Annotated in this window: 18 protein-coding genes; 8 read left to right on the forward strand and 10 right to left on the reverse strand. The window is 67.3% G+C overall.

Translation table 11 applies throughout. The annotated features are described in order from the left end of the window. Positions 1-8 precede the first annotated feature (8 nt). Positions 9-1007, forward strand: coding sequence for an FAD:protein FMN transferase (locus tag HV793_RS26130; protein ID WP_175214155.1), 999 nt, complete (start codon positions 9-11; stop codon positions 1005-1007). A gap of 67 nt (positions 1008-1074) precedes the next feature. Here the strand turns inward: HV793_RS26130 and HV793_RS26135 are convergent, their stop codons facing one another. Continuing rightward, positions 1075-1860 (reverse strand): inositol monophosphatase family protein, encoded by a 786-nt coding sequence (locus HV793_RS26135; protein WP_175181868.1) that lies wholly within the window; start codon positions 1858-1860, stop codon positions 1075-1077. A gap of 130 nt (positions 1861-1990) precedes the next feature. On the opposite strand from HV793_RS26135, the gene HV793_RS26140 reads away from it, so the two are divergent. Next, positions 1991-2782 carry an RNA methyltransferase gene (locus tag HV793_RS26140; RefSeq protein WP_119450064.1) on the forward strand — a complete coding sequence of 264 codons (792 nt, stop codon included), beginning with the start codon at positions 1991-1993 and terminating at the stop codon, positions 2780-2782. A 66-nt stretch (positions 2783-2848) separates the two neighbouring features. Here the strand turns inward: HV793_RS26140 and HV793_RS26145 are convergent, their stop codons facing one another. Then, complete coding sequence (locus HV793_RS26145) at positions 2849-3838, reverse strand: Bug family tripartite tricarboxylate transporter substrate binding protein (RefSeq protein WP_175214156.1); 990 nt, start codon at positions 3836-3838, stop codon at positions 2849-2851. A gap of 159 nt (positions 3839-3997) precedes the next feature. On the opposite strand from HV793_RS26145, the gene HV793_RS26150 reads away from it, so the two are divergent. Next, entirely contained in the window at positions 3998-4759 is a 762-nt protein-coding gene (locus HV793_RS26150; RefSeq protein WP_054453200.1) for an IclR family transcriptional regulator, read from the forward strand. Between the two features lie 75 nt (positions 4760-4834). On the opposite strand, the gene HV793_RS26155 is transcribed toward HV793_RS26150, so the two are convergent. The 8 genes from HV793_RS26155 to HV793_RS26190 form a co-directional block, all read right to left on the reverse strand. Continuing rightward, on the reverse strand, positions 4835-5668 hold the full coding sequence (locus HV793_RS26155) for a mechanosensitive ion channel family protein (RefSeq protein WP_054453202.1): 834 nt from the start codon (positions 5666-5668) through the stop codon (positions 4835-4837). Positions 5669-5819: 151 nt separating this feature from the next. After that, positions 5820-6935: a DUF1513 domain-containing protein gene (locus tag HV793_RS26160; RefSeq protein ID WP_054453204.1), complete on the reverse strand. Its 1116-nt coding sequence runs from the start codon at positions 6933-6935 to the stop codon at positions 5820-5822. Then, the gene (locus tag HV793_RS26165) at positions 6925-8013 is read right to left on the reverse strand and encodes an imelysin family protein (protein ID WP_175181866.1); all 1089 of its coding nucleotides are present in this window, start codon (positions 8011-8013) and stop codon (positions 6925-6927) included. The genes HV793_RS26160 and HV793_RS26165 overlap by 11 nt, the downstream gene beginning before the upstream one ends. Then, on the reverse strand, positions 8013-9521 hold the full coding sequence (locus tag HV793_RS26170; RefSeq protein WP_119450067.1) for a di-heme oxidoreductase family protein: 1509 nt from the start codon (positions 9519-9521) through the stop codon (positions 8013-8015). Before HV793_RS26170 ends, HV793_RS26165 begins: the two co-directional genes overlap by 1 nt. Continuing rightward, positions 9518-10816 carry an imelysin family protein gene (locus HV793_RS26175; protein ID WP_175214157.1) on the reverse strand — a complete coding sequence of 433 codons (1299 nt, stop codon included), beginning with the start codon at positions 10814-10816 and terminating at the stop codon, positions 9518-9520. The genes HV793_RS26170 and HV793_RS26175 overlap by 4 nt, the downstream gene beginning before the upstream one ends. Positions 10817-11005: 189 nt before the next feature. Beyond that, a complete protein-coding gene (locus HV793_RS26180) occupies positions 11006-12325 on the reverse strand; it encodes an MFS transporter (RefSeq protein ID WP_054453211.1) in 1320 nt (439 codons plus the stop codon). A 45-nt stretch (positions 12326-12370) separates the two neighbouring features. Continuing rightward, positions 12371-13042 (reverse strand): DUF4286 family protein, encoded by a 672-nt coding sequence (locus HV793_RS26185; RefSeq protein ID WP_175214158.1) that lies wholly within the window; start codon positions 13040-13042, stop codon positions 12371-12373. 126 nt (positions 13043-13168) lie between these two features. Next, positions 13169-14080, reverse strand: a complete 912-nt coding sequence (locus tag HV793_RS26190; RefSeq protein WP_054453214.1) for a LysR family transcriptional regulator — start codon at positions 14078-14080, stop codon at positions 13169-13171. A 292-nt stretch (positions 14081-14372) separates the two neighbouring features. Here HV793_RS26190 and HV793_RS26195 point away from each other — a divergent pair, with 292 nt between their 5' ends. From HV793_RS26195 to HV793_RS26215, 5 genes are read left to right on the forward strand one after another with little or no spacing between them, the layout of a single operon-like run. Beyond that, positions 14373-15380, forward strand: a complete 1008-nt coding sequence (locus HV793_RS26195) for an ABC transporter substrate-binding protein (RefSeq protein ID WP_054453217.1) — start codon at positions 14373-14375, stop codon at positions 15378-15380. A gap of 3 nt (positions 15381-15383) precedes the next feature. After that, positions 15384-16199, forward strand: coding sequence for an ABC transporter permease (locus HV793_RS26200; RefSeq protein WP_054453219.1), 816 nt, complete (start codon positions 15384-15386; stop codon positions 16197-16199). Next, the gene (locus tag HV793_RS26205; RefSeq protein WP_054453221.1) at positions 16199-17020 is read left to right on the forward strand and encodes an ABC transporter ATP-binding protein; all 822 of its coding nucleotides are present in this window, start codon (positions 16199-16201) and stop codon (positions 17018-17020) included. Before HV793_RS26200 ends, HV793_RS26205 begins: the two co-directional genes overlap by 1 nt. Positions 17021-17044: 24 nt before the next feature. After that, complete coding sequence (locus HV793_RS26210) at positions 17045-17227, forward strand: DUF4089 domain-containing protein (protein ID WP_054453222.1); 183 nt, start codon at positions 17045-17047, stop codon at positions 17225-17227. Continuing rightward, the gene (locus HV793_RS26215; RefSeq protein ID WP_082400888.1) at positions 17224-18612 is read left to right on the forward strand and encodes an AtzE family amidohydrolase; all 1389 of its coding nucleotides are present in this window, start codon (positions 17224-17226) and stop codon (positions 18610-18612) included. The genes HV793_RS26210 and HV793_RS26215 overlap by 4 nt, the downstream gene beginning before the upstream one ends. The last annotated feature ends 12 nt before the right edge of the window (positions 18613-18624 follow it).

The following is an 18624-nucleotide window of genomic DNA, read 5'->3' on the forward strand; positions in this document are numbered from 1 at the left end:
CTATCGCCATGAACCCTACCCGCCGCCGTTTCATCGGCATCGCCGCCGCAGCCAGCGCGCTGGCACTGGCCCCCGTCGCCGCGCGCCGCGCCGCCGCCTCGATTGCACCCATCACCTGGCAAGGCACGGCGCTGGGGGCCGATGCCGAGCTGCGTCTCTACCATCCCGACGCCGCAGCGGCCCAGCGCCTGATCGCTCAGTCCTTGCAGGAACTGCGGCGGCTGGAAGCCATCTTCAGCCTCTATCGCGACGACAGCGCGCTTTCGCGTTTGAACCGCCAGGGCTTCCTGGACAATCCGCCGGCCGACTTGCTGCGGCTCTTGAGCGAAAGCCGGCGCTACAGCGAATTGACCTCAGGCATGTTCGATCCCACCGTGCAGCCGCTGTGGCAGCTGTATGCCGAACACTTCTCGCAGCCCGGCGCCGCCGCCGACGGTCCGCCGGCCCAGGCCATCGCGCAGGCGCTATCGCGCGTGTCGCATGCCGACGTGATGCTGGACGACAGCCGCATCGAACTGCTGCGGCCGGGCATGGGCATCACGCTCAACGGCATCGCCCAGGGCTACATCACCGACCGCGTCACCGATCTGCTCAGGCGCGGCGGGCTGGAACGGGCGCTGGTAGACATGGGCGAAATACAGGGGCTGGACGGCAGCGCTACGCCGCAGCCCTGGAAGGTCGGCATCGCCGACCCGCGCGATCCAGCGCGCCTGCTCGCAAGCGCCAGCATGACGAACCAGGCCCTGGCGACTTCCGGCGGCTATGGCACCGCCATCGACCCCGCGGGCCGGTACACGCATCTGTTCGATCCTCGCACCGGCCGCGCGCGGCCGCGATACCTGAGCGTGTCCGTCATGGCGCCGTCCGCGACCATGGCCGATGCCCTATCGACGGCTTTCTCGAACATGCCGCTGGAAACGACGCAGGCGGTGGTGCGGGAGCTGGGGCTGCGCGCGTGGTTTGTGGCGGAGGATGGGCAGTTGGTATTACAGGGTCAGGCCGGCTGAGCCTGCGCCCGCGCATGAAAAAACCGGCCATGGCCGGTTTATTTCATTCTGGCGGAAGCGTTCCGCTTCAAGCCGCCGAAGGCGGATTCAGCGAGGACAGCATCTGCGTGAAGATCTTGGGGCTGGCGGCCAGCACGTTGCCGCTGTCCATCCAGCCTTGCTCGCCGTCGAAGTCGGCCACCAGACCGCCGGCTTCCAGCACCATCAGGCTGCCTGCCGCCAGGTCCCAGGCCTTCAGGCCCACGCCGCAGAAGCCGTCCAGGCGGCCGCAGGCCACGTAGGCCAGGTCCAGCACGGTGGAGCCCAGGCGGCGCACGCCGGTGCTGCCTTCGGCCATCTGGCGGAAACGCGCGGAGCCTTGTTCCGGATCGCCGGAGTTGGGCCAGTGCGCGCCCAGCAGGGCCTCGTGGTAGCGGGTACGGCCCGAGACGCGCACGCGGCGGTCGTTCAGGAAGGTGCCGCTGCCACGGCTGGCCGTGAACAGTTCATTGCGGGTCGGGTCATAGATGACCGCCTGCGTGACCTGGCCGCGCTGCGTCAGCGCGATCGACACGGCGTAGTTGGGCAGGCCGTGGATGAAGTTGGTGGTGCCATCCAGGGGATCGATGATCCACTGGAATTCCGCCTGCTCGGGGCCTTGCAGGCCGAATTCCTCGCCCAGCACGGCGTGGTCCGGGTAAGCCGCGCGCAGCGTCTCGACGATCGACTCCTCGGCGGCGCGATCGACTTCCGTGACATAATCCCGCGGCCCCTTGCGAGCCACGCTGAGTCGTTCCAAATCCATGCTGGCACGGTTGATAATGGTGCCGGCACGCCGGGCCGCCTTGATGGCGATGTTGAGCATCGGGTGCATAAAATTCCGTACGAATGCGATGAGTTGGCTTGATGATAGGCCGCTTGCCGCCCCCCGGTCCGCCGTTCCCCGACAGGGGGAAATCGACCCAAAAAACCAGGAAGGCACTAAGCCAAACGTGCCATTTTAAATGACTCAAGCATTTTCACGTGTTCGCTTCGTTATGGTGAACCCCAGCCACCCCGGAAACGTGGGTTCGGCGGCCCGCGCCATCAAGACGATGGGCTTCTCCGAACTGGTTCTGGTCGAGCCTAAATTTCCAGATGTAACAAGCCAGCCGGAGGCCGTGGCGCTCGCCAGCGGCGCGCTGGACGTGCTGGAAAATGCCCGCATTTACGGGTCCCTGGAAGAAGCGCTGGCCCCGGTCACCATGGCATTCGCGCTGACCGCGCGGGTACGCGACCTGGGCCCCCCGCCCTGCGACATCCGCCAGGCGGCCGAACTGGCCCGCGCCCACCTGGGCGAAACGGCCGAAGGCGTGGCCGCCGTGGTGCTGGGCACCGAACGCGCCGGGCTCACCAACGCCCAGATCGCGCTGTGCCATCGCATCTGCCATATCCCTGCCAATCCTGAGTACAGCTCGTTGAACGTGGCCCAGGCCCTGCAGCTGGCCGCCTGGGAGCTGCGCTACGCGCTGCTGGTGGACCAGGGCGCGGCGCTGCTGCCGGCCTCCACCGCGCAAGAGGCGCCGCGCGGCGCGGCGCCGGCTTCGGGCGAGGCAGTGCAGGCCTTCCTGGCGCACTGGGAAGAAGCGCTGGTCGGCGTGCAGTTCCTGGATCCTGCCCACCCCAAGAAGCTGATGCCGCGCATGCGGCACCTGTACTCCCGCCTTGCGCTGAGCCGCGACGAGGTGGACATGATGCGCGGTGTCTGCACCGCCATGCTGGCCACGGCGCGCCGCAACGGCGGGGCAAAAAAATAGGGGCGCAGGCTTACGCCTGTCCCCCAGCAAGGTTTGCCGGGCGGCTTGCCGCCCGGCAATCGAACATCAGTCCACCTTGGCGCCCGAGGCCTTGACCACGGGGGCCCAGCCTTCCACTTCCGACTTGATGAACTGGCCGAATTCGGCCGGCGTCGTCTTCACGCCCACGGCGCCCAGCTTCTCGAAGCTGAGCTGCACTTCGGGCTTGTCCAGGGCCTTGACCATGGCGGCGTTGAGCTTGTTGACGACTTCCGGCGGCGTGCCGGCGGGCGCGATCAGGCCGAACCACGAAGACACGTCGAAGTTGGCGAAACCGGATTCCTTCATGGTCGGCACGTCAGGCGCGCTCTTGGAGCGCTCGGTCGTGGTCACGGCCAGGGCGCGCAGCTTGCCCGACTGCACGTGGGGCCAGGCCGACGGCATGTTGTCGAACATGAACTGCACCTGGCCGCCGATCAGGTCGGTCACGGCCGGCGCGCTGCCCTTGTAGGGCACGTGCAGCACGTCGATGCCGGTCTGCATCTTGAAGAGCTCGCCCGCCATGTGGATGGACGTGCCGCTGCCGGACGAGGCGAACGCCAGCTTGCCGGGATTCTTCTTGGCGTAGTCCACCAGTTCCTGCACCGATTTCACGGGCACTGTCGGGTTCACCACCAGGATGTTCGGCACCTTGGCGCCCAGCGCCACCGGCGTGAAATCCTTGGTCAGGTCGAAATTGACGTTCTTGTACAGCGTCTGGTTGATGGCGCTGGTCACGGCCACGAACAGCAGCGTGTAGCCGTCGGGGTCTGCGCGCTTTACCTGGTCGGTGGCGATATTGCTGCCGGCGCCCGGCTTGTTCTCGACCACGAAGGACTGGCCGAGGCTTTCGGTCAGCTCCTTGGCCATGATGCGGGCGATCACGTCAGTGGTGCCGCCGGCGGAAAAACCGACCACGATGCGGACGGGCTTGTCGGGATAGGCGGCCTGGGCCGAACCCATTGCGAATGCGCTTGCGGCGGTAGCCAGAAGGGTGGCGGCAATGCGCCGCAGTCCAGGCTTTTGACCTGTAGTCATAGAGTCTCCGTGCAGGTACTGTCCATTGAATGGACGATTTGAATTGTTCGATGCAGCATTCTGAGCTATACACATGCACTGCATCAAGGTAGAGTCCACAGCACGGACAGTGGTTTTCCCTTGAATATTCCGTAATAACCCGAGTTTTCAGAGATTTTCATGCAAGATAGCGACGCCGCGGCCGCGGGCCCACGCACATTGCGGCGCGGATTGGCCGTCCTGGCCGCCCTGCGGGACCAGGGCCCTGACGGCCTGAGCGTGACCGATATCGCCCGCCTCACGGGCATACAGCGTCCCACCATCTACCGCCTGCTGGCCGCCCTGCTGGATGCCGGGCTGGTGCTGGCCGTGACCGGCACCAAGAAGTACCGCGCCCAGTTGGCGGTGGACCCGGACACGCGCTCGCGCGACCCGCGCGTGCGCCAGCTGCTGCCCGTGCTGCGGCGCCTGGCCGATCGCACCGGCGACGCGGTATTCCTGGTAGTGCGCGAAGAGGACGACTCCATCAGCCTGCATCGCGAGATCGGCAGCTATCCGGTGCAGATCCTGGCCACCTACGCCGGCAAGCGCCAGCCGCTGGGGGTGGGATCGGGCGGCATGGCCTTGCTGGCCGCCCTGCCCGACGACGTTGCGCGCGGCATCGTCGAGCGCAACTCGGGCCGGCTGGACGAATACGGCGGCATGACGCCGCAGGAAATGTTCCGCCTGATCGAAAACACCCGCGCCCGCGGCTATTCCGTGGTGGGCAACCACGCGGTGCGCGGCGCGCTCGGCGTGGGCTGCGCGCTGCTGGACGCGCAGGGCGCGCCTATCCTGGCGGTCAGCGTCACGGCCATCATCGACCGCATGCCGGCCCAGCGCCAGCGCGAAATCGCCGGTTGGATCAAGAACGAACTGGCGCGCCTGTCGATGCAGGCCTGAGACCTGCTTGCCGCCGGCAAAAAAAAGGGGCGCCCAGCGGGGCGCCCATTGTCATTCCAGGGAAGGCCACCTGCTTCAGGCCGCGGCTCCCGGCTTGGCGTTCTGGATCTCGCGCATGGGGATCGGCGGCTGGAAGCCCGCGTCTTCCAGCGACTTGCGGATGTCCTGGTACAGGCCCCAGCGCAGGTCCCAGTACTTGGCCGACTCGGTCCATACCCGCACATTCACGACCACGCCGTTCTCCTTGTAGTCGACCACCTTCACCAGCGGCTCGGGATCCTTCAGCGTTTCCGGCCGTGCGTCGACGATGGCGCGCAGCTTGGCCACCACCACTTCCAGGTTGTCGCCATAGCGCACCGGCACCGGGATATCCAGGCGGCGCGTCTTGTTGCGGCTGTAGTTGGTGATCGTGGCGTTCCACACCGTGCTGTTGGGCAAGGTCAGATGGATGCCGTCGACCTGGATCAGGCGCGTCAGGAAGAGGCCGACCTCTTCCACCGTGCCGTCCACGCCGGTGCTGAGCGCCACGTATTCGCCCGCGCGTATCGGGCGCAGGATCAACAGCATGATGCCGGCGGCGATGTTCTGCAGCGTGCCTTGCAAGGCCAGGCCCACGGCCAGGCCGGCTGCGCCCAGCACGGCGATCAGGCTGGCCGTCTGCACCCCGAAACGCGCCAGCACCGCAATCACGGTGAAGATGCGCACCGTCCAGACCACCGTGCTGTAGAACATGGGCACGATGGTCGGATCGATCTTCTTGGAGCGCGTCGCGGCGCGGCGGACCCAACTGCCCAGCAGCGACGACACCCACCAGCCGATGATGAGGATCAGCAGCGCAACCGCCAGATTGAGGCCCAGGTCGACCAGCTTGGGAGCCCAGGCGTTAAATTCTTTCAAGGCTTCTTCCATGGATACTCCTGCGGAAAAGTTGAGGCCGCGCAGCGTCCCGGCAACGGACGCCTGGCGGCCTGAAAAAAGCAGCCGAAAACTTTATCAGATGGCGCTTGCGATAAGGGCCGCATCGCGGCCCCGTTGTGTCAAGCTTTGTAAGCACGCGGGTTCAGGCCCGCGCCGGAACTTTGCGGAAATGGTTGTCCCAGGAGACCTCGCGCGACGGCGCCAGCACGGGCTGCTCCTTGCCGGACGCGTCGGTGCGCAGCATCGCTCCCAGGCCGCTGCTCAGCAGGAAGCCGTCTCCGGCGGCCGGCGCCACGCCGCAGCCATCGGCCAGTTCGGTCGTGCCCAGGCAACGGCCGCTGGCCGCGTCCCAGTAGATCACCTGCCCGCCCACCGGGCTGGATGTCGCGACCACGGCGCCCGCGGCATCCACCGCCACCGAACCGACATAATTGCGCATCTGGCGCAGCGCCTGCGTGGGTCCTTCGAACAGTTCCAGCTGCGCGCCGCGCCTGTGCCGTCCCACCAGCGCCGGCCGGTCGGAGGCCGGACCCATGTACTGGCAGCCAAACCAGACGCAGCCGTCGGCGGCCAGCGCCAGGTGGCGGATGGACAGGCGGTGCAAGGCGGGCTCCAGCTCCACTTTTTCCAGCAGCTCGCCGCTGGCCGCGTCGATGTAGGCCAGCGAGGGCCGCATCGTGTCCAGGTTGAGCTCCAGCTTGCCGTAGTCGGGATGCGTCAGGATGCCGCCGTTGGCGACGCACAGCGTCTTGCCGTCGGGCATCAGCACGACTTCATGCGGACCGATGCCGCCGCTGTCGAATTCGCCGATACGGCGGTATGCGCCCCCGGGCGAGGCGTCGTACAGCCCCAGCACGCCCCGGCCCGCTTCAAAATCGTTTTCGGTGGCGGCCAGCAGCCGGCCGCCGTCCACGTAGGCGCCGTGGCCGAAGAAGTGGCGTTCCTCGTGCATAGGCAAGGCCTGGGGTTCGCCGCCGCGCAGCGAGAAGGCCAGCGCGAAGAAGCCCGGCTGGCGGCCGAAGACGACCGCGCGTTCCCCCGCGGCATCGATGGCGAAGCTGTGTCCGCGCGCGGGCATCGGCACCACCAGCCGGTCATGCCCGGCCGCGTCCAGCAGCGCGGTTTCGTCGCGCCCGCCGCGTTTGCGCGCGCTCAGGTACAGGACTTCGCCGTCTTTGGGCGCAGCCGCCAACGCCGCCGCCGGAGCCAGGCCCAGCGCGGCCGCAAGCGACAGGAAGCGGCGCCGGTCAATCGCCATCGAGCGCATTGAATCCGATCGTGACGCCCAGGGCCGGCGCCAGATTCTCGTCGACGATGGCCTTGGCGTTCTTCAGGGTCAGCGCCGCCAGCGTCAGTTGCCTGCGCCCGTCTTCCTGAGCCAAGGCCTGCTCCAACGGCGTTGGCACATCCAGCAGCGTGCGCGCCGCGCTGGCCAGTTCACCGCGCACGGACTCGGCCATCCAGGCATCGCCCTTGGGCAGCGCATAGGCGCCCGCCTGGTAGAAGGCCTGCAGCCCTTCCAGGTTGGCCGCCAGCAGGCGCGTGGACAGCTGGCTGCGCCAGAATGCGGCGCGCTTGGGCCGCGCCGCTTCCGGCGTGTCGCCCAGCACCGGCAGGATCTTCACGTCGCGTGCGAACTGCAATCCCGTGGAAAGCGACTTCATGGCCTCGGCCGCGATTTCCTGCTGGTCGCGGTACAGGTCGTTGCCGGCCTTGGGTTGCGCAAACTGCCGGCCGAAATCGCCTTCGGCGCTCCAGGCCTGGGCTACATCGCGCGAGATCTGCCTGACGTTGGCGACCACCGCCCGGGCGTAATCGCAGGCGTAGGTGCCGACCTGCCCGCCATCCTGCCGCAGCAAGGCCGGCTCGCCGTACAACACGTATTCCAACGCGGGCAGGCCCTGCACGGCCACGCTGCGTCCCGCTAGTGCACCGGGCACGAGCAAGGCGCCGTCCTGGGCGGTGATCAGCGCCTGCACCTGCTTGGGCATGACGCCGCGCGTATCGGGCCAGAACGCCAGGCGCTCGTAGCGGTTGGCCTGCACCAGCGGGCCGAAGCGCAGGAACTCGATGCCGGACCACGCCAGGGCCAGATTTTCGAAAGCCTCTTTGACGCGCTTCGCGTCGGCTGCGCCGGGCTGCGCGCACCAGCCGCCCAGCGCGCCGTCCAGCGCCGACGCCGCGTCAACCATCCTGGCCACGGCGGGACGGGCGTAATCGCGCGCGAGGCGCTCGCCCAGGTCGGAGGGCGGCGCGGCCAGCGCGGCCGAGGGTGCGGCCAGGACCAGCGTCGCGGCCGCGGCGCGCTTGAACATCAGCTTTGCAAATCCGGCCATCACAGCGACTCCAGGAAACGAATGAGATCGGCGCGTTCTTCCGGCGTCATCGCCACCACGCGATCGCGCGCCGGCTTGGCCTCGCCGCCATGCCACAGCACGGCTTCCAGCAAGGTGCGCGCGCGTCCGTCATGCAGCCAGGTGGCATTGGGGTTCACGGTCTTGGTCAGGCCAATGCCCCACAGCGGCGGCGTGCGCCATTCGCGGCCATTGGCCAGCCCGTCCGATACGCCGTCGGCCAGATCGTCGCCCATGTCGTGCACCAGCATGTCGGTGTAAGGCCAGATCAGCTGGAAGCGATGCTCGGGCTGCTTGGCGTTGCGGCTGGTGACGTACTTGGGCACGTGGCAGGCGACGCAATTGGCTTCGTAAAACAGCTTCTTGCCGGCCAGCACCCGCGCATCGTCGGCGTCACGGCGCTGCGGCACGGCAAGGTTGGTGGAATAGATGGTGACGAAGTCCATCAGCTTGGCCGGCACTTCCTCGGGGCCGAAGCGTGGCTGCGCGCCGTGCGGCATGTCCAGGCACTGCTTCTGCGAAGGCGTGCAGTCGCCGGAATGCTGAGGGAACAGAGGCGTGGACAGCCCCATGTCGTTGGAGAAGGCGGCTGCGCTCTGCTGCTCGACCGTGGGTTGGCCGGCCTTCAGGTTGAAGCGGCCCAGCACGCGCGCGCCAGTGCGCGCGTCGGTGACCCAGTTGGCCTTGCCGACAATGCCGTCGCGCTTGTCCGCGCCCACGTTGGCCAGGATGTCGGCTTCGTGGATGGATTCCAGCAGGCCCAGGCCTATCATGGGCGGCGCCAGGCGCGGCGAGATCTGCGTGTCTGCACGCATCGGGCCATAGCCCAGGTTCTCGATGCGGTAGGCCGGCTTCATCAGCGTGACGGTTTCACCGCCGTTGAGCGCGACCGGGACCGGCTGGTATTCGATCTCCATGCGGCCTTCGGCGGGCAGGCCCGCGACCGCGAAGTTCTGCAGTTGCACGCCGTAAACGGGTTCGGGCAAGGCCGCGATCTCGCCCGGCGCGAGCTTGGGGTGGCCGCGGTCGGCGCCCTGCGGCACCGCCAGGCGCAGCAACAGCGCTACCGCATCGGTACGTTCCAAAGGATCGAAGCCCGGCACCGTGCCGCGTCCGTCCTTGGTGTGACAGGCCTGGCAGGAACGCGCATTGAAGAGCGGGCCCAGGCCATCGGACGCCTGCGTGGAAGCCGGCGCCGAGACCCAGTCCTTGCGAAACAGGCCGTTGCCGACCTGGAATTCCTGGCGCCCTTCGAAGCTCATGTTGGCCGACGGCTGCGAAAAGATGTCGGCGTTGATGAGTTTGTTGGTGGTGGCGGCCCCAGCCTGCATGGTCTCGAAGGTCTCGACCTTGGAGAAATCGCGCGTGGGCGCCGTGATGGCGGTCACGCGTTTCAGATCTTCGGGCGTGAGGTCGTCACGCCCGGTTGGAGCGGCGGCGGCGCCGGCATGGGCCGACGCCGCCAGTACGGCGGCTAAAACGAGTTTCACTTGAATACGGCGTCAGGTTTGTCCAGGCTATCGGAACCTTCGATGGCAACCTTGCCCAGGTCCAGCAGGGCGATCACGCGCTCCAGGCTGCGGGTCTGGTCGACCAGGCGGTCGATGGCGGCCTGGACCACGGCATTGCCTTCCTTGTTGCCGTCCGAAATCATCTGGTCGTAGGTTTCGACCGTTTCGGCGCGCGTCTTCATCGCCTGCATGGCGGCCACGGTGGCGTCCAGCTTGGCGCGAACCTCGGCGTCCAGCTTGGGATCGCGGGCCTTCACCATTTCCGACAGGCTGGCGCCCGAGACGGTCTTGCCGTCGATGCGGGTGTAGCTGCCCAGGTAGACGTTGCGGATGCCGATCTGGTCGTAATAGTGCGAGTTGTGCGTATTGTCCGAGAAGCAGTCATGCTCTTCTTCGGGGTCATGCAGCATCAGGCCCAGCTTCATGCGTTCGCCGGCCAGCTCGCCGTAAGACAGGCTGCCCAGCCCGGTCAGCATGGCGATCAGGCCGGCCTTCGGATCTTCTTCGACGGCCTTGCGCGCGGCGCCGTCCTTCTTCCAGTTGCCGACCATCTCTTCCAGGTCCGTCACCAACAGATCGGTCACGGCCTTCAGGAACTGCACGCGGCGTTCGCAGTGGCCGCCCGTGCACTGCTTCGGATCGAAATCGGTGTACGGACGGTTGCCGGCATGGCGTTCCTGCGGCGTGCCCTTGCGGTCTGCCGACGCGGGGCCGGTGCCGTTCAGGTCCTGGCCCCACAGCAGGAATTCGATGGCGTGGTAGCCCGTGGCCACGTTGGCTTCGTTGCCGTCGGCTTCATGCAGCACCTCGGACAGCAGCTGGGGCGTGATCTTGCTGACATCGACGGTCTTGCCGCCCACAGAGATCTTGGAATTGGCGATGACGTTGACGGCGTAGTAGGCGTTCTCGTCGTTTTCCGTGCCGTAGGAGGCGTCGACGTAGTCGATCAGGCCTTCGTCCAGCGGCCATGCGTTCACACGGCCTTCCCAATCGTCGACGATGGGGTTGCCGAAGCGGTACGCCTCGGTCTGCTGGTACGGCACGCGCGCCGCAAGCCAGGCCTCGCGCGCGGCCTTCAGCGTTTCGGCGCTGGGCTTGGCGATCAGGGCGTCGATGGCTGTGCGCAGGGCTTTGGCGGAAGTCAGCGAGTCTTCGTAGCCGGCCAGCGCCAGATCCGAATACGTGGCGACCACGGCCTTGGGCTCGGCCGCAGCCTGGGCCGTCCCCCCGAACACCGCAGCGGCCAACACCGCTCCCAACAACAACTTGCGCATCGACTCTCTCCCGTAACAGGAACGGATCCCGCCCCCACGGCGGCCCGCTCAACCTCGAATTTTGAGGATGAGAGTGTAAACAATTTTCGTTTGGTGTTCAGAATAAAGTCAGATACCTGACATTTCTTTGAACCGCAAGGCGCCGTCCGGACTCCAGTCCGGGCGGCGCCTGGCCGGCCTAGATGCGCCTCAGCGTTGCAACGGAGATTTCGCCGTTTCCCTGGCAGCCAGCACCGCCACCGCCGTCACGATCAGCGCCGCCGCCACGTACAGCGATATGGCAAAGGTCGAGTTCCAGGACTTGAACAGGCTGGCGATGATCAGCGGCGCGAACCCGCCGCCGACGATGCCGGCCAGGGTGTAGGCCAGGGACGAACCCGCATAGCGCACACGGCCCGGAAACTGCTCGGTGATGAAGGCAGCCTGCGGGCCGTACATCAGCGCGTGGATCAGCAGGCCCACCACGACGGCAGCGCAGATGGCGATGGGATGCGCGGTGTCCATCAGCACGAAGAAGACGAAGGCCCAGATCATGCCCAGTACCGCGCCCGCCAGATACACCGGACGGCGGCCGATCTTGTCTGACAGATGCCCGCACAGCGGCACCGCAATCGCGTTGAGCGCGGCGCCCAGCATGGTCGCGGTAAGCGCCATGGGCCGCGACAGGTGCAGCACCGTGGTGACGTAGGTCAGCGTGAACACCACCACCAACGCATAAAGCACGTCGGAGCCGATGCGCGAGCCACCCGCGATCAGCAGCTGCCGCCAGTACTGGCCCAGCACTTCCTTGATGGGCGTGGCGGCGGTTTCGCGCTTCTGCTCCATTTCCAGGAACACGGGCGTTTCCTCCACCCCGCGGCGCAGCCACAGGCCGAACAGCACCAGCGCCACGCTGGAGACGAAGGGCACGCGCCAACCCCAGGCCTGGAAGTCCTCGGGACTCAGGAAGGCCGAGACCGCGGCGATGAAGCCCGTGCCTATCAGCGTGCCGCAGGACGGACCGATCTGCGTGAAGGAAGCGTTGCGCCCGCGCTGGTCCGGCTTGCCATGCTCCATCGACAGCAGCACCGCGCCAGCCCATTCGCCGCCCAGCGCCACGCCCTGTACAAAGCGCAAGGCCACCAGGGCCACCGGCGCCCACACGCCCCAGGACGCGTAGGTCGGCAACAACCCCATCAGGCCGGTGGACACGCCCATGATGACCAGGGTGGCGACCAGGACGAACTTGCGTCCCAGCCGATCACCCAGGTGGCCAAAGACGAAGCCGCCCAGGGGCCGCGACACGTAGCCCACGGCATAGGTGGAAAACGCCAGGATCGTGCCCGTCAGCGGGTCGAAGGACGGAAAGAAGATGGCGTTGAATACCAGCGCAGCCATCAGGTTGTAGATGGTGAAGTCGTACCACTCCAGCGTGGTGCCGACCGAGCTGGCCAGGGCCAGCCTGCGCATCTTGTTGGGCGCTGCCGCGGTCTTGACCGCCGCGGCGCCGTATAGCGTTTGTTCAGCCATGGGATTCCCCTTGAATCGGATGTTTGGTGACTGGCCGCAATGGGCTCAGCGCAGGTCGGCGGCCGTCAGCTTCCAGCCCAGTTGCAGCAGCCAGGCGCTGGCCGGATCGGCATCGAAGGCGCGGCAAGCATCGTCGCGCAGCGCGCGCGCGGCAGCGGCGGAACTCGCTTCCGCCACGAACAGCGGCGCCAGCACGCGGTTTTCGGCGGACTCGCGCGGCAGCGGCGTGCTGAGCGCCACGTCCGGCACCAGCAGGTAGGACTGCACGAAGCCGTCCGCCTGCGCCAGTTCGGCGCCCAGCGCCTGCGCCCGCGCCACCAGCGCTTCGCTGTCATTCGTCGCCGGCAGAGGCAGGACCGCGATCTCGCTGCCGGAGCCAAAGCCCGTCACGGCCCGCACGGCGCACACGCGGCGCATCGGGTCGCGCATGCGGTCCAGGTTGGTCACCGACCACTCGGTCTGGCGCTCGAACGCCTTGCGATAGTCCGCCGTGATGAAGGCGGCCAGCGATTCGGTGCGATACAGGCCCAGATACCTGCGGCCGCCTGCGCGCGACAGGTAGCGCGCGCCCGACAGAAAGCCGGGGATGCGCACACGTTCTTCCACGTGTTCGCGGTCGTACCAGCGGTTGAAATCGGCTTCGTGGGCGGGGTCGGCGTCAGTGGCGACGAACAGCAGGCCGTGCGGCGGGAGAGTGGATTCGGTGCGCGTGCTCATGGGCGGAAGACAGGAAATTCCTTCGATTACGGAAGGCTCCATCTTCAGCCGGCCGGCTGCCCCGGGACAAACGAGTAATTCTTCTGCGCGGCAATAAAATTACTGAAAGACGCCCTAGGGATAACACTATTGCGCCGAACCCAATCGCGGCGCAGTGACCGAGGACGTGAACTGGTCGGAAGCGCGGCTGGCGAGTTCGGCCACCAAGCGGATCGCGTCCGACCCGGCGCTTTCCAGATAACTCACCACCAGCAGCTGGGGCGGCACGGGGATGTCGCAGCGGATGATCTGCACCTCGCCTCGCGCCACATATTCATAGATGGGCGGCAGCGGCACCAGCGCCCGGCCGAAGCCGCTGCGCACCAGCCGCGCCAGCGCGGAGATCGAGCTGACGCAGTGCACTTTGCCCTGCGGCATGCCGACTTCGCGGTACAGGGCCTTGAGCGCTTCGTGCGGCTGCGATCCCGGGCTCATGGTCAGCACCGGCTCGCTCAGCAGCTGTTGCGCGCTCAGAGCGTCCTCGTCGCCGGCCGGTCCGACCCAGCCCATCTCCATTGGCAGGCAGGCGGTGCTGATGATGCCGCTGTCGTTCAGCAGGTCCGTCTGCAGCGCGATATCGAGCGTGCCCTCGCGCAAGCCCCGGTGCAGCGCGCGCGTGGTTTCGGAGGTGAGCTGGACCTCGATGCCCGGGTAGGTGGAGCGCAGATTGGTCAGGAAGCCGATCAGCCAGGTGTGCACCACGGTCTCGATGGCGCCGATACGCACCAGGCCGAAGACCTCGTCGCCGCCCTTGCCCAGCGACAGGATCTGCTGGCGGATCTCCAGCAGTCGTTCGCCATAGTCCAGCAGCCGGGTGCCGGTGGCCGTCAGCCTGAGCTCCTTGGCGTCGCGCTCGAACAGGCGCGCGCCTATGTCCTCTTCGAGCGACGCGATGCGATTGGCCACGGCGGCCTGGGTAATGTGCAGACGGTCGCTCGCCGCCCGGAAACTGCCCAGGCGCGCCGACCACAGAAAGGCTTCGACAAAACGCGTATTCATCTCGGTATGACGCAGCCAGGGCGTCGCGCAAGGGTTCACGAACCCGGAGCGGCACGCTCCGATCCGCCCACATGCTACGCCATCGCGCGCAGCGCGACACAGGGCCGGTTATGTCCCCTTCAATGGTGCGCCGTGCACCAATGTGGTTCAGGCGAGGCACCAGCGCGAGGCCGGCCCGCCACGCTCCCTGGGCGCCTGCCGCCCCGGACGAAGTTGGCACGGCTCTTGCTTGATGCCTGGTATGCCAGCTTGTCTACAAGCGCCACTTTCCTTGCACACCAGGAGCTCCCTCATGATCTACCGCAACGCGCCCCATGCCTTCAACGCCACCCGCCGCCGGCTGATCCAGGGCGCCGCGCTGGGCGCCGCGACGTTGGCCGCGCCGGCGCTGACGCGCGCGCAGTCGGGACCCGTCATCCGCATCGGCTTCTGGCCCGTGGCGGCCGGCCTGCCGTTCTACGCGGCGCTGGAAAAGGGCTATTTCAAGGAGGCCGGGTTGAACGTCGAGCCGCTGAAATTCGCGGGCGCGCAGCAGGTCATGGAAGCGATGCTGGCCGGCCGCGCGGACGGCAGCGCCAACGGCACCGGCTCGGCCAACCTGGCCATCGGCGAGATCGCCTCGCCCGGCCTGTTCAAGATCTTTGCGTCCAATCCCAGCAACGCCAAGCACGTGCTGGATGAGTTCATCGTCGCGAAAGACAGTCCCATCAAATCCATCGCAGACCTCAAGGGGAAAAAGGTCGGATCTGGACCCGGCATCCAGAACGCCACGCTGGCCAAAGCAGTGCTGGAGCGCGCCGGCGCAACCGGGGCGACCGTGGTCGAGCTGGCGATAAGCCAGCACGTCGCCGCGGTCGCCGCCGGCCAGTTGGACGCCTGCTACACGCTGGAGCCCACGGGCACGGTGGGCAGGCTGAACGGCACCACCCGCGTGCTGGAATCGGGCGTCATCGCCAAGTACGTGCTGGGCGATCCGATGGCGCCGTGGTTCGGCGGGTCGGCATCGCTGACCACCGCCTTCCTGAAGAAGCATCCCGAGGAAAGCAGGAAATTCATCGCCGCCTATGCACGCGGCATCGAACTGATCCGCAGCAAGCCGGAAGAGGCCCGCCCCTACCTCAAGGGCTACACCGCCATCGAAGGTCCGATGACCGAGGAAGTGCCGCTGGCCGCCTACACCCTCTACAACGAGTTCACGCCCGGCGACATCCAGCACTTCCAGAAATTCTTCGACCTGTTCGCCGACAAGGGCGTCTTCGCCCAGAAGGTCGACGTCTCGACCATGCTCTACAAGGGCTAAGCCATGACCGCAACCACTGCAACAACCGCGGCCGGCCCGGCCGCGACAGCGCGGCCCCTGCGCAAATTCGACACGAGCCGCCTGCTGCCGCTGATCGGCCCGCTGGCGCTCTTCGTGGTGTGGGACCTGGTGGTGCGCCTGCAACTGGTCAGCCCTGTGCTGCTGCCCACGCCCAGCGCGGCGCTTGCGGCGCTGGTCAAGGGCATGGCGGGCGGCCCGCTGCTGGCGGACTTCCTGGCGTCGCTGAACCGCACACTGCAGGCCTTCCTCATCGCGGGCGTGATCGGCGTGCCGCTGGGCGTGCTGCTGGGCAGCAACGAAAAGGCTTATCGCAGCGTGGAGTTTCTGATTGATTTCTTCCGCTCCACGCCCTCTTCCGCGCTGATTCCGCTGTTCCTGATGATCTTCGGCGTCACCGACATGAACAAGATTGCCATCGCGGCCTTCGCGGCGGTGCTGGTGATCCTGTTCAACAGCGCGTACGGCGTCATCAACGCCCGCAAGCAGCGTGTCATGGCGGCGCGCGTGATGGGCGCGTCGCGCTGGCGCATCTTCAAGGACGTGCTGATCTGGGAAAGCCTGCAGCCCACCTTCGTGGGCCTGCGCAGCGGCGTGTCGATGGCGCTGGTCATCGTGATCGTGGCCGAAATGTTCATCGGCTCCGACAGCGGCCTGGGCAATCGCATCATCAATGCGCAGCAGGTGCTGAACGTGCGCGACATGTATGCGGCCATCCTCGCCGCCGGCGCGCTCGGCTATGTGCTGAACATTCTTTTTCTCGTGCTGGAAAAGCGCGTGGTCCACTGGAGCGGCCGCTGATGTCCACCGTCCTCAATCCCGTCATCGCCCCCGGCCCTGCCGCCGCGCCGTTCGAGCCCGGCCCGCTGGGCACCCACATCACCATACGCGGGCTGACCAAGTACTTCGCCGGCTGGCCGCTGTACGAGGACTTCAACCTCGACATCCCCAAGGGCAAGATCGTCTCGGTGTTCGGCCCCAACGGCTGCGGCAAGTCGACGTTGATCAACATGATCGCCGGCCTGATTCCGATCGACTCGGGCGAGATCCTGTTCGACGGCAAGTCGCTGGCTCAGACCAAGATCGGCTACGTCTTCCAGAACTACCGCGAGGCCATGTTCCCGTGGCTGCGCACCATCGACAACATCGCCTATCCGCTGCGCCTGGAAGGCCGCAGCAAGGCCGAGGTGGATGCGCGGGTCGCCGAGCTGGTGGCCTCGTTCGACGTCAAGTTCGACCTGAACCGCTATCCCTATGAACTGTCCGGCGGACAGCAGCAGACCGCCTCGATCATGCGCGCGCTGGCGCCCGGACCGGAGGTGCTGTTCCTGGACGAGCCCTTCTCCGCGCTGGACTTCGAGATGACGCTGTTCATCCGCGAAAAGCTGCAGGAGGTCTTCATGCAGACCGGCACCACCATGCTGCTGGTGTCGCACGACCTGGAGGAAGCCGTGTACCTGGCTGACCAGGTGCTGCTGCTGACCAAGCGGCCCACCCGGGTCGCGGAGATCCTGGATTACCGCGACGCGCGCCCCCGCACGGTGGCGACGCTGTCAGAACCCAGCTTCATCGAAATGAAGAAGCTCAGCCTGGAAATCTTCCAGCGCGAAGTGCGCAAGTAAATCACCCGTACCGGAGAGTCCGCCATGACCCAGGAAACCATCGACCAATACGTGCGCAGCGCCCTGGCGCTGGCCGGCTATGCCTTGCGCGAGCAGGCCGTGGCCGACGTGGCGCAGCAGTTCGCGCGCATCCAGGACATCGCGGCCGGCTTCGTCGATGAGCCGCTGGCCGTGGAGCTGGAATCTGCCGCGGTGTTCCGCCCGTGAGCGGCCCCGCGCAGGATATCGCGCGCCAGGTCCGCGCCGGCGAACGCAGCGCAATGGCGGTGCTGGACGCCACGCTGGCGCGCGTGCGCGAGCGCGATCCGCGCTACAACTGCTTCACCGCCATCACCGAAAGCCGGGCGCGGCAGGAAGCGGCGGCCATCGACGCACGCCGCGCCCGCGGCGAGCCGCTGCCGCCGCTGGCCGGCGTGCCCTATGCGGTCAAGAACCTGTTCGACATCGCCGACCAGGTCACCCTGGCCGGCGCGCGGGTCAACGCCTCCAACCCGCCCGCGCGGCGCGACGCCAGACTGGTCGAACGCATGCGCGAGGCCGGCGCGGTGCTGGTCGGCGCGCTGAACATGGACGAGCACGCTTATGGCTTCACCACGGAAAACAGCCACTACGGCCCCTGCCGCAACCCTCACGACACCACCCGCATCGCCGGCGGCTCGTCCGGCGGCAGCGCCGCCGCGGTCGCGGGCGGCCTGGTGCCGCTGACGCTGGGCTCGGACACCAACGGCTCGATCCGCGTGCCCGCCTCGCTGTGCGGCGTGTTCGGCCTGAAGCCCACCTTCGGCCGCTTGTCGCGCGCAGGCTCGTTTCCGTTCGTCGGCAGCCTCGACCACCTGGGGCCGTTCGCGGCCAGCGCCAGCGACCTTGCCGCCGCCTACGACGCGCTGCAGGGCATGGACGCCGACGACGTGGCCTGCGCCCAACGCCCGGCCGAACCCACGCTGGCGGCGCTGGCCGGCGGCATGCGCGGACTGCGGGTGGCGGTGCTGGGCGGCTACTTCGCCGAATGGGCCGGACCGCAGGCCCGCCGTGCCGTCGAGATCGCGGCGCACGCGCTGGACGCCACGTCTGTCGTCGAACTCCAGGGCGCGGCCCAAGCCCGCGCCGCGGCCTTCGTCATCAGCGCGGCGGAAGGCGGCGCCTTGCACCGCCGCAAGCTCGTTACGCACTATGACTACTACGAACCGCTGTCGCGCGACCGGCTGGTCGCAGGCAGCCTTGTGCCCGCAACCTGGGCGCAGCAGGCGCAGCGCATCCGCCATCGCGTCTATCGCGAAGCGCTGACGCTGTTCGAGCACTACGACGTACTGATCGCCCCCGCCACGCCGGTGCCGGCCACGCCCATCGGCGCAGACTGGCTGACACTGGCCGGCCAGCGGCTGCCGGCGCGCGCCAGCATGGGCATCCTGACGCAGCCGGTGTCGTGCATCGGGCTGCCGGTCTGCGCCGCGCCGGTCTGGCCCGAAGCCGGACAGGACGATCACCTGCCGTTGGGCGTGCAACTGATCGGCGCGCCGTGGCGCGAAGCCGATTGCCTGCGCGCCGCACATGCGCTGCAGCAGGCCGGCATTGCCCGCCTCCGCTCTCTTTAACCACCGCTCCGA

It is taken from the genome of Achromobacter aegrifaciens (assembly GCF_902859965.1).
GTDB classification, from domain to species: domain Bacteria; phylum Pseudomonadota; class Gammaproteobacteria; order Burkholderiales; family Burkholderiaceae_B; genus Achromobacter; species Achromobacter aegrifaciens.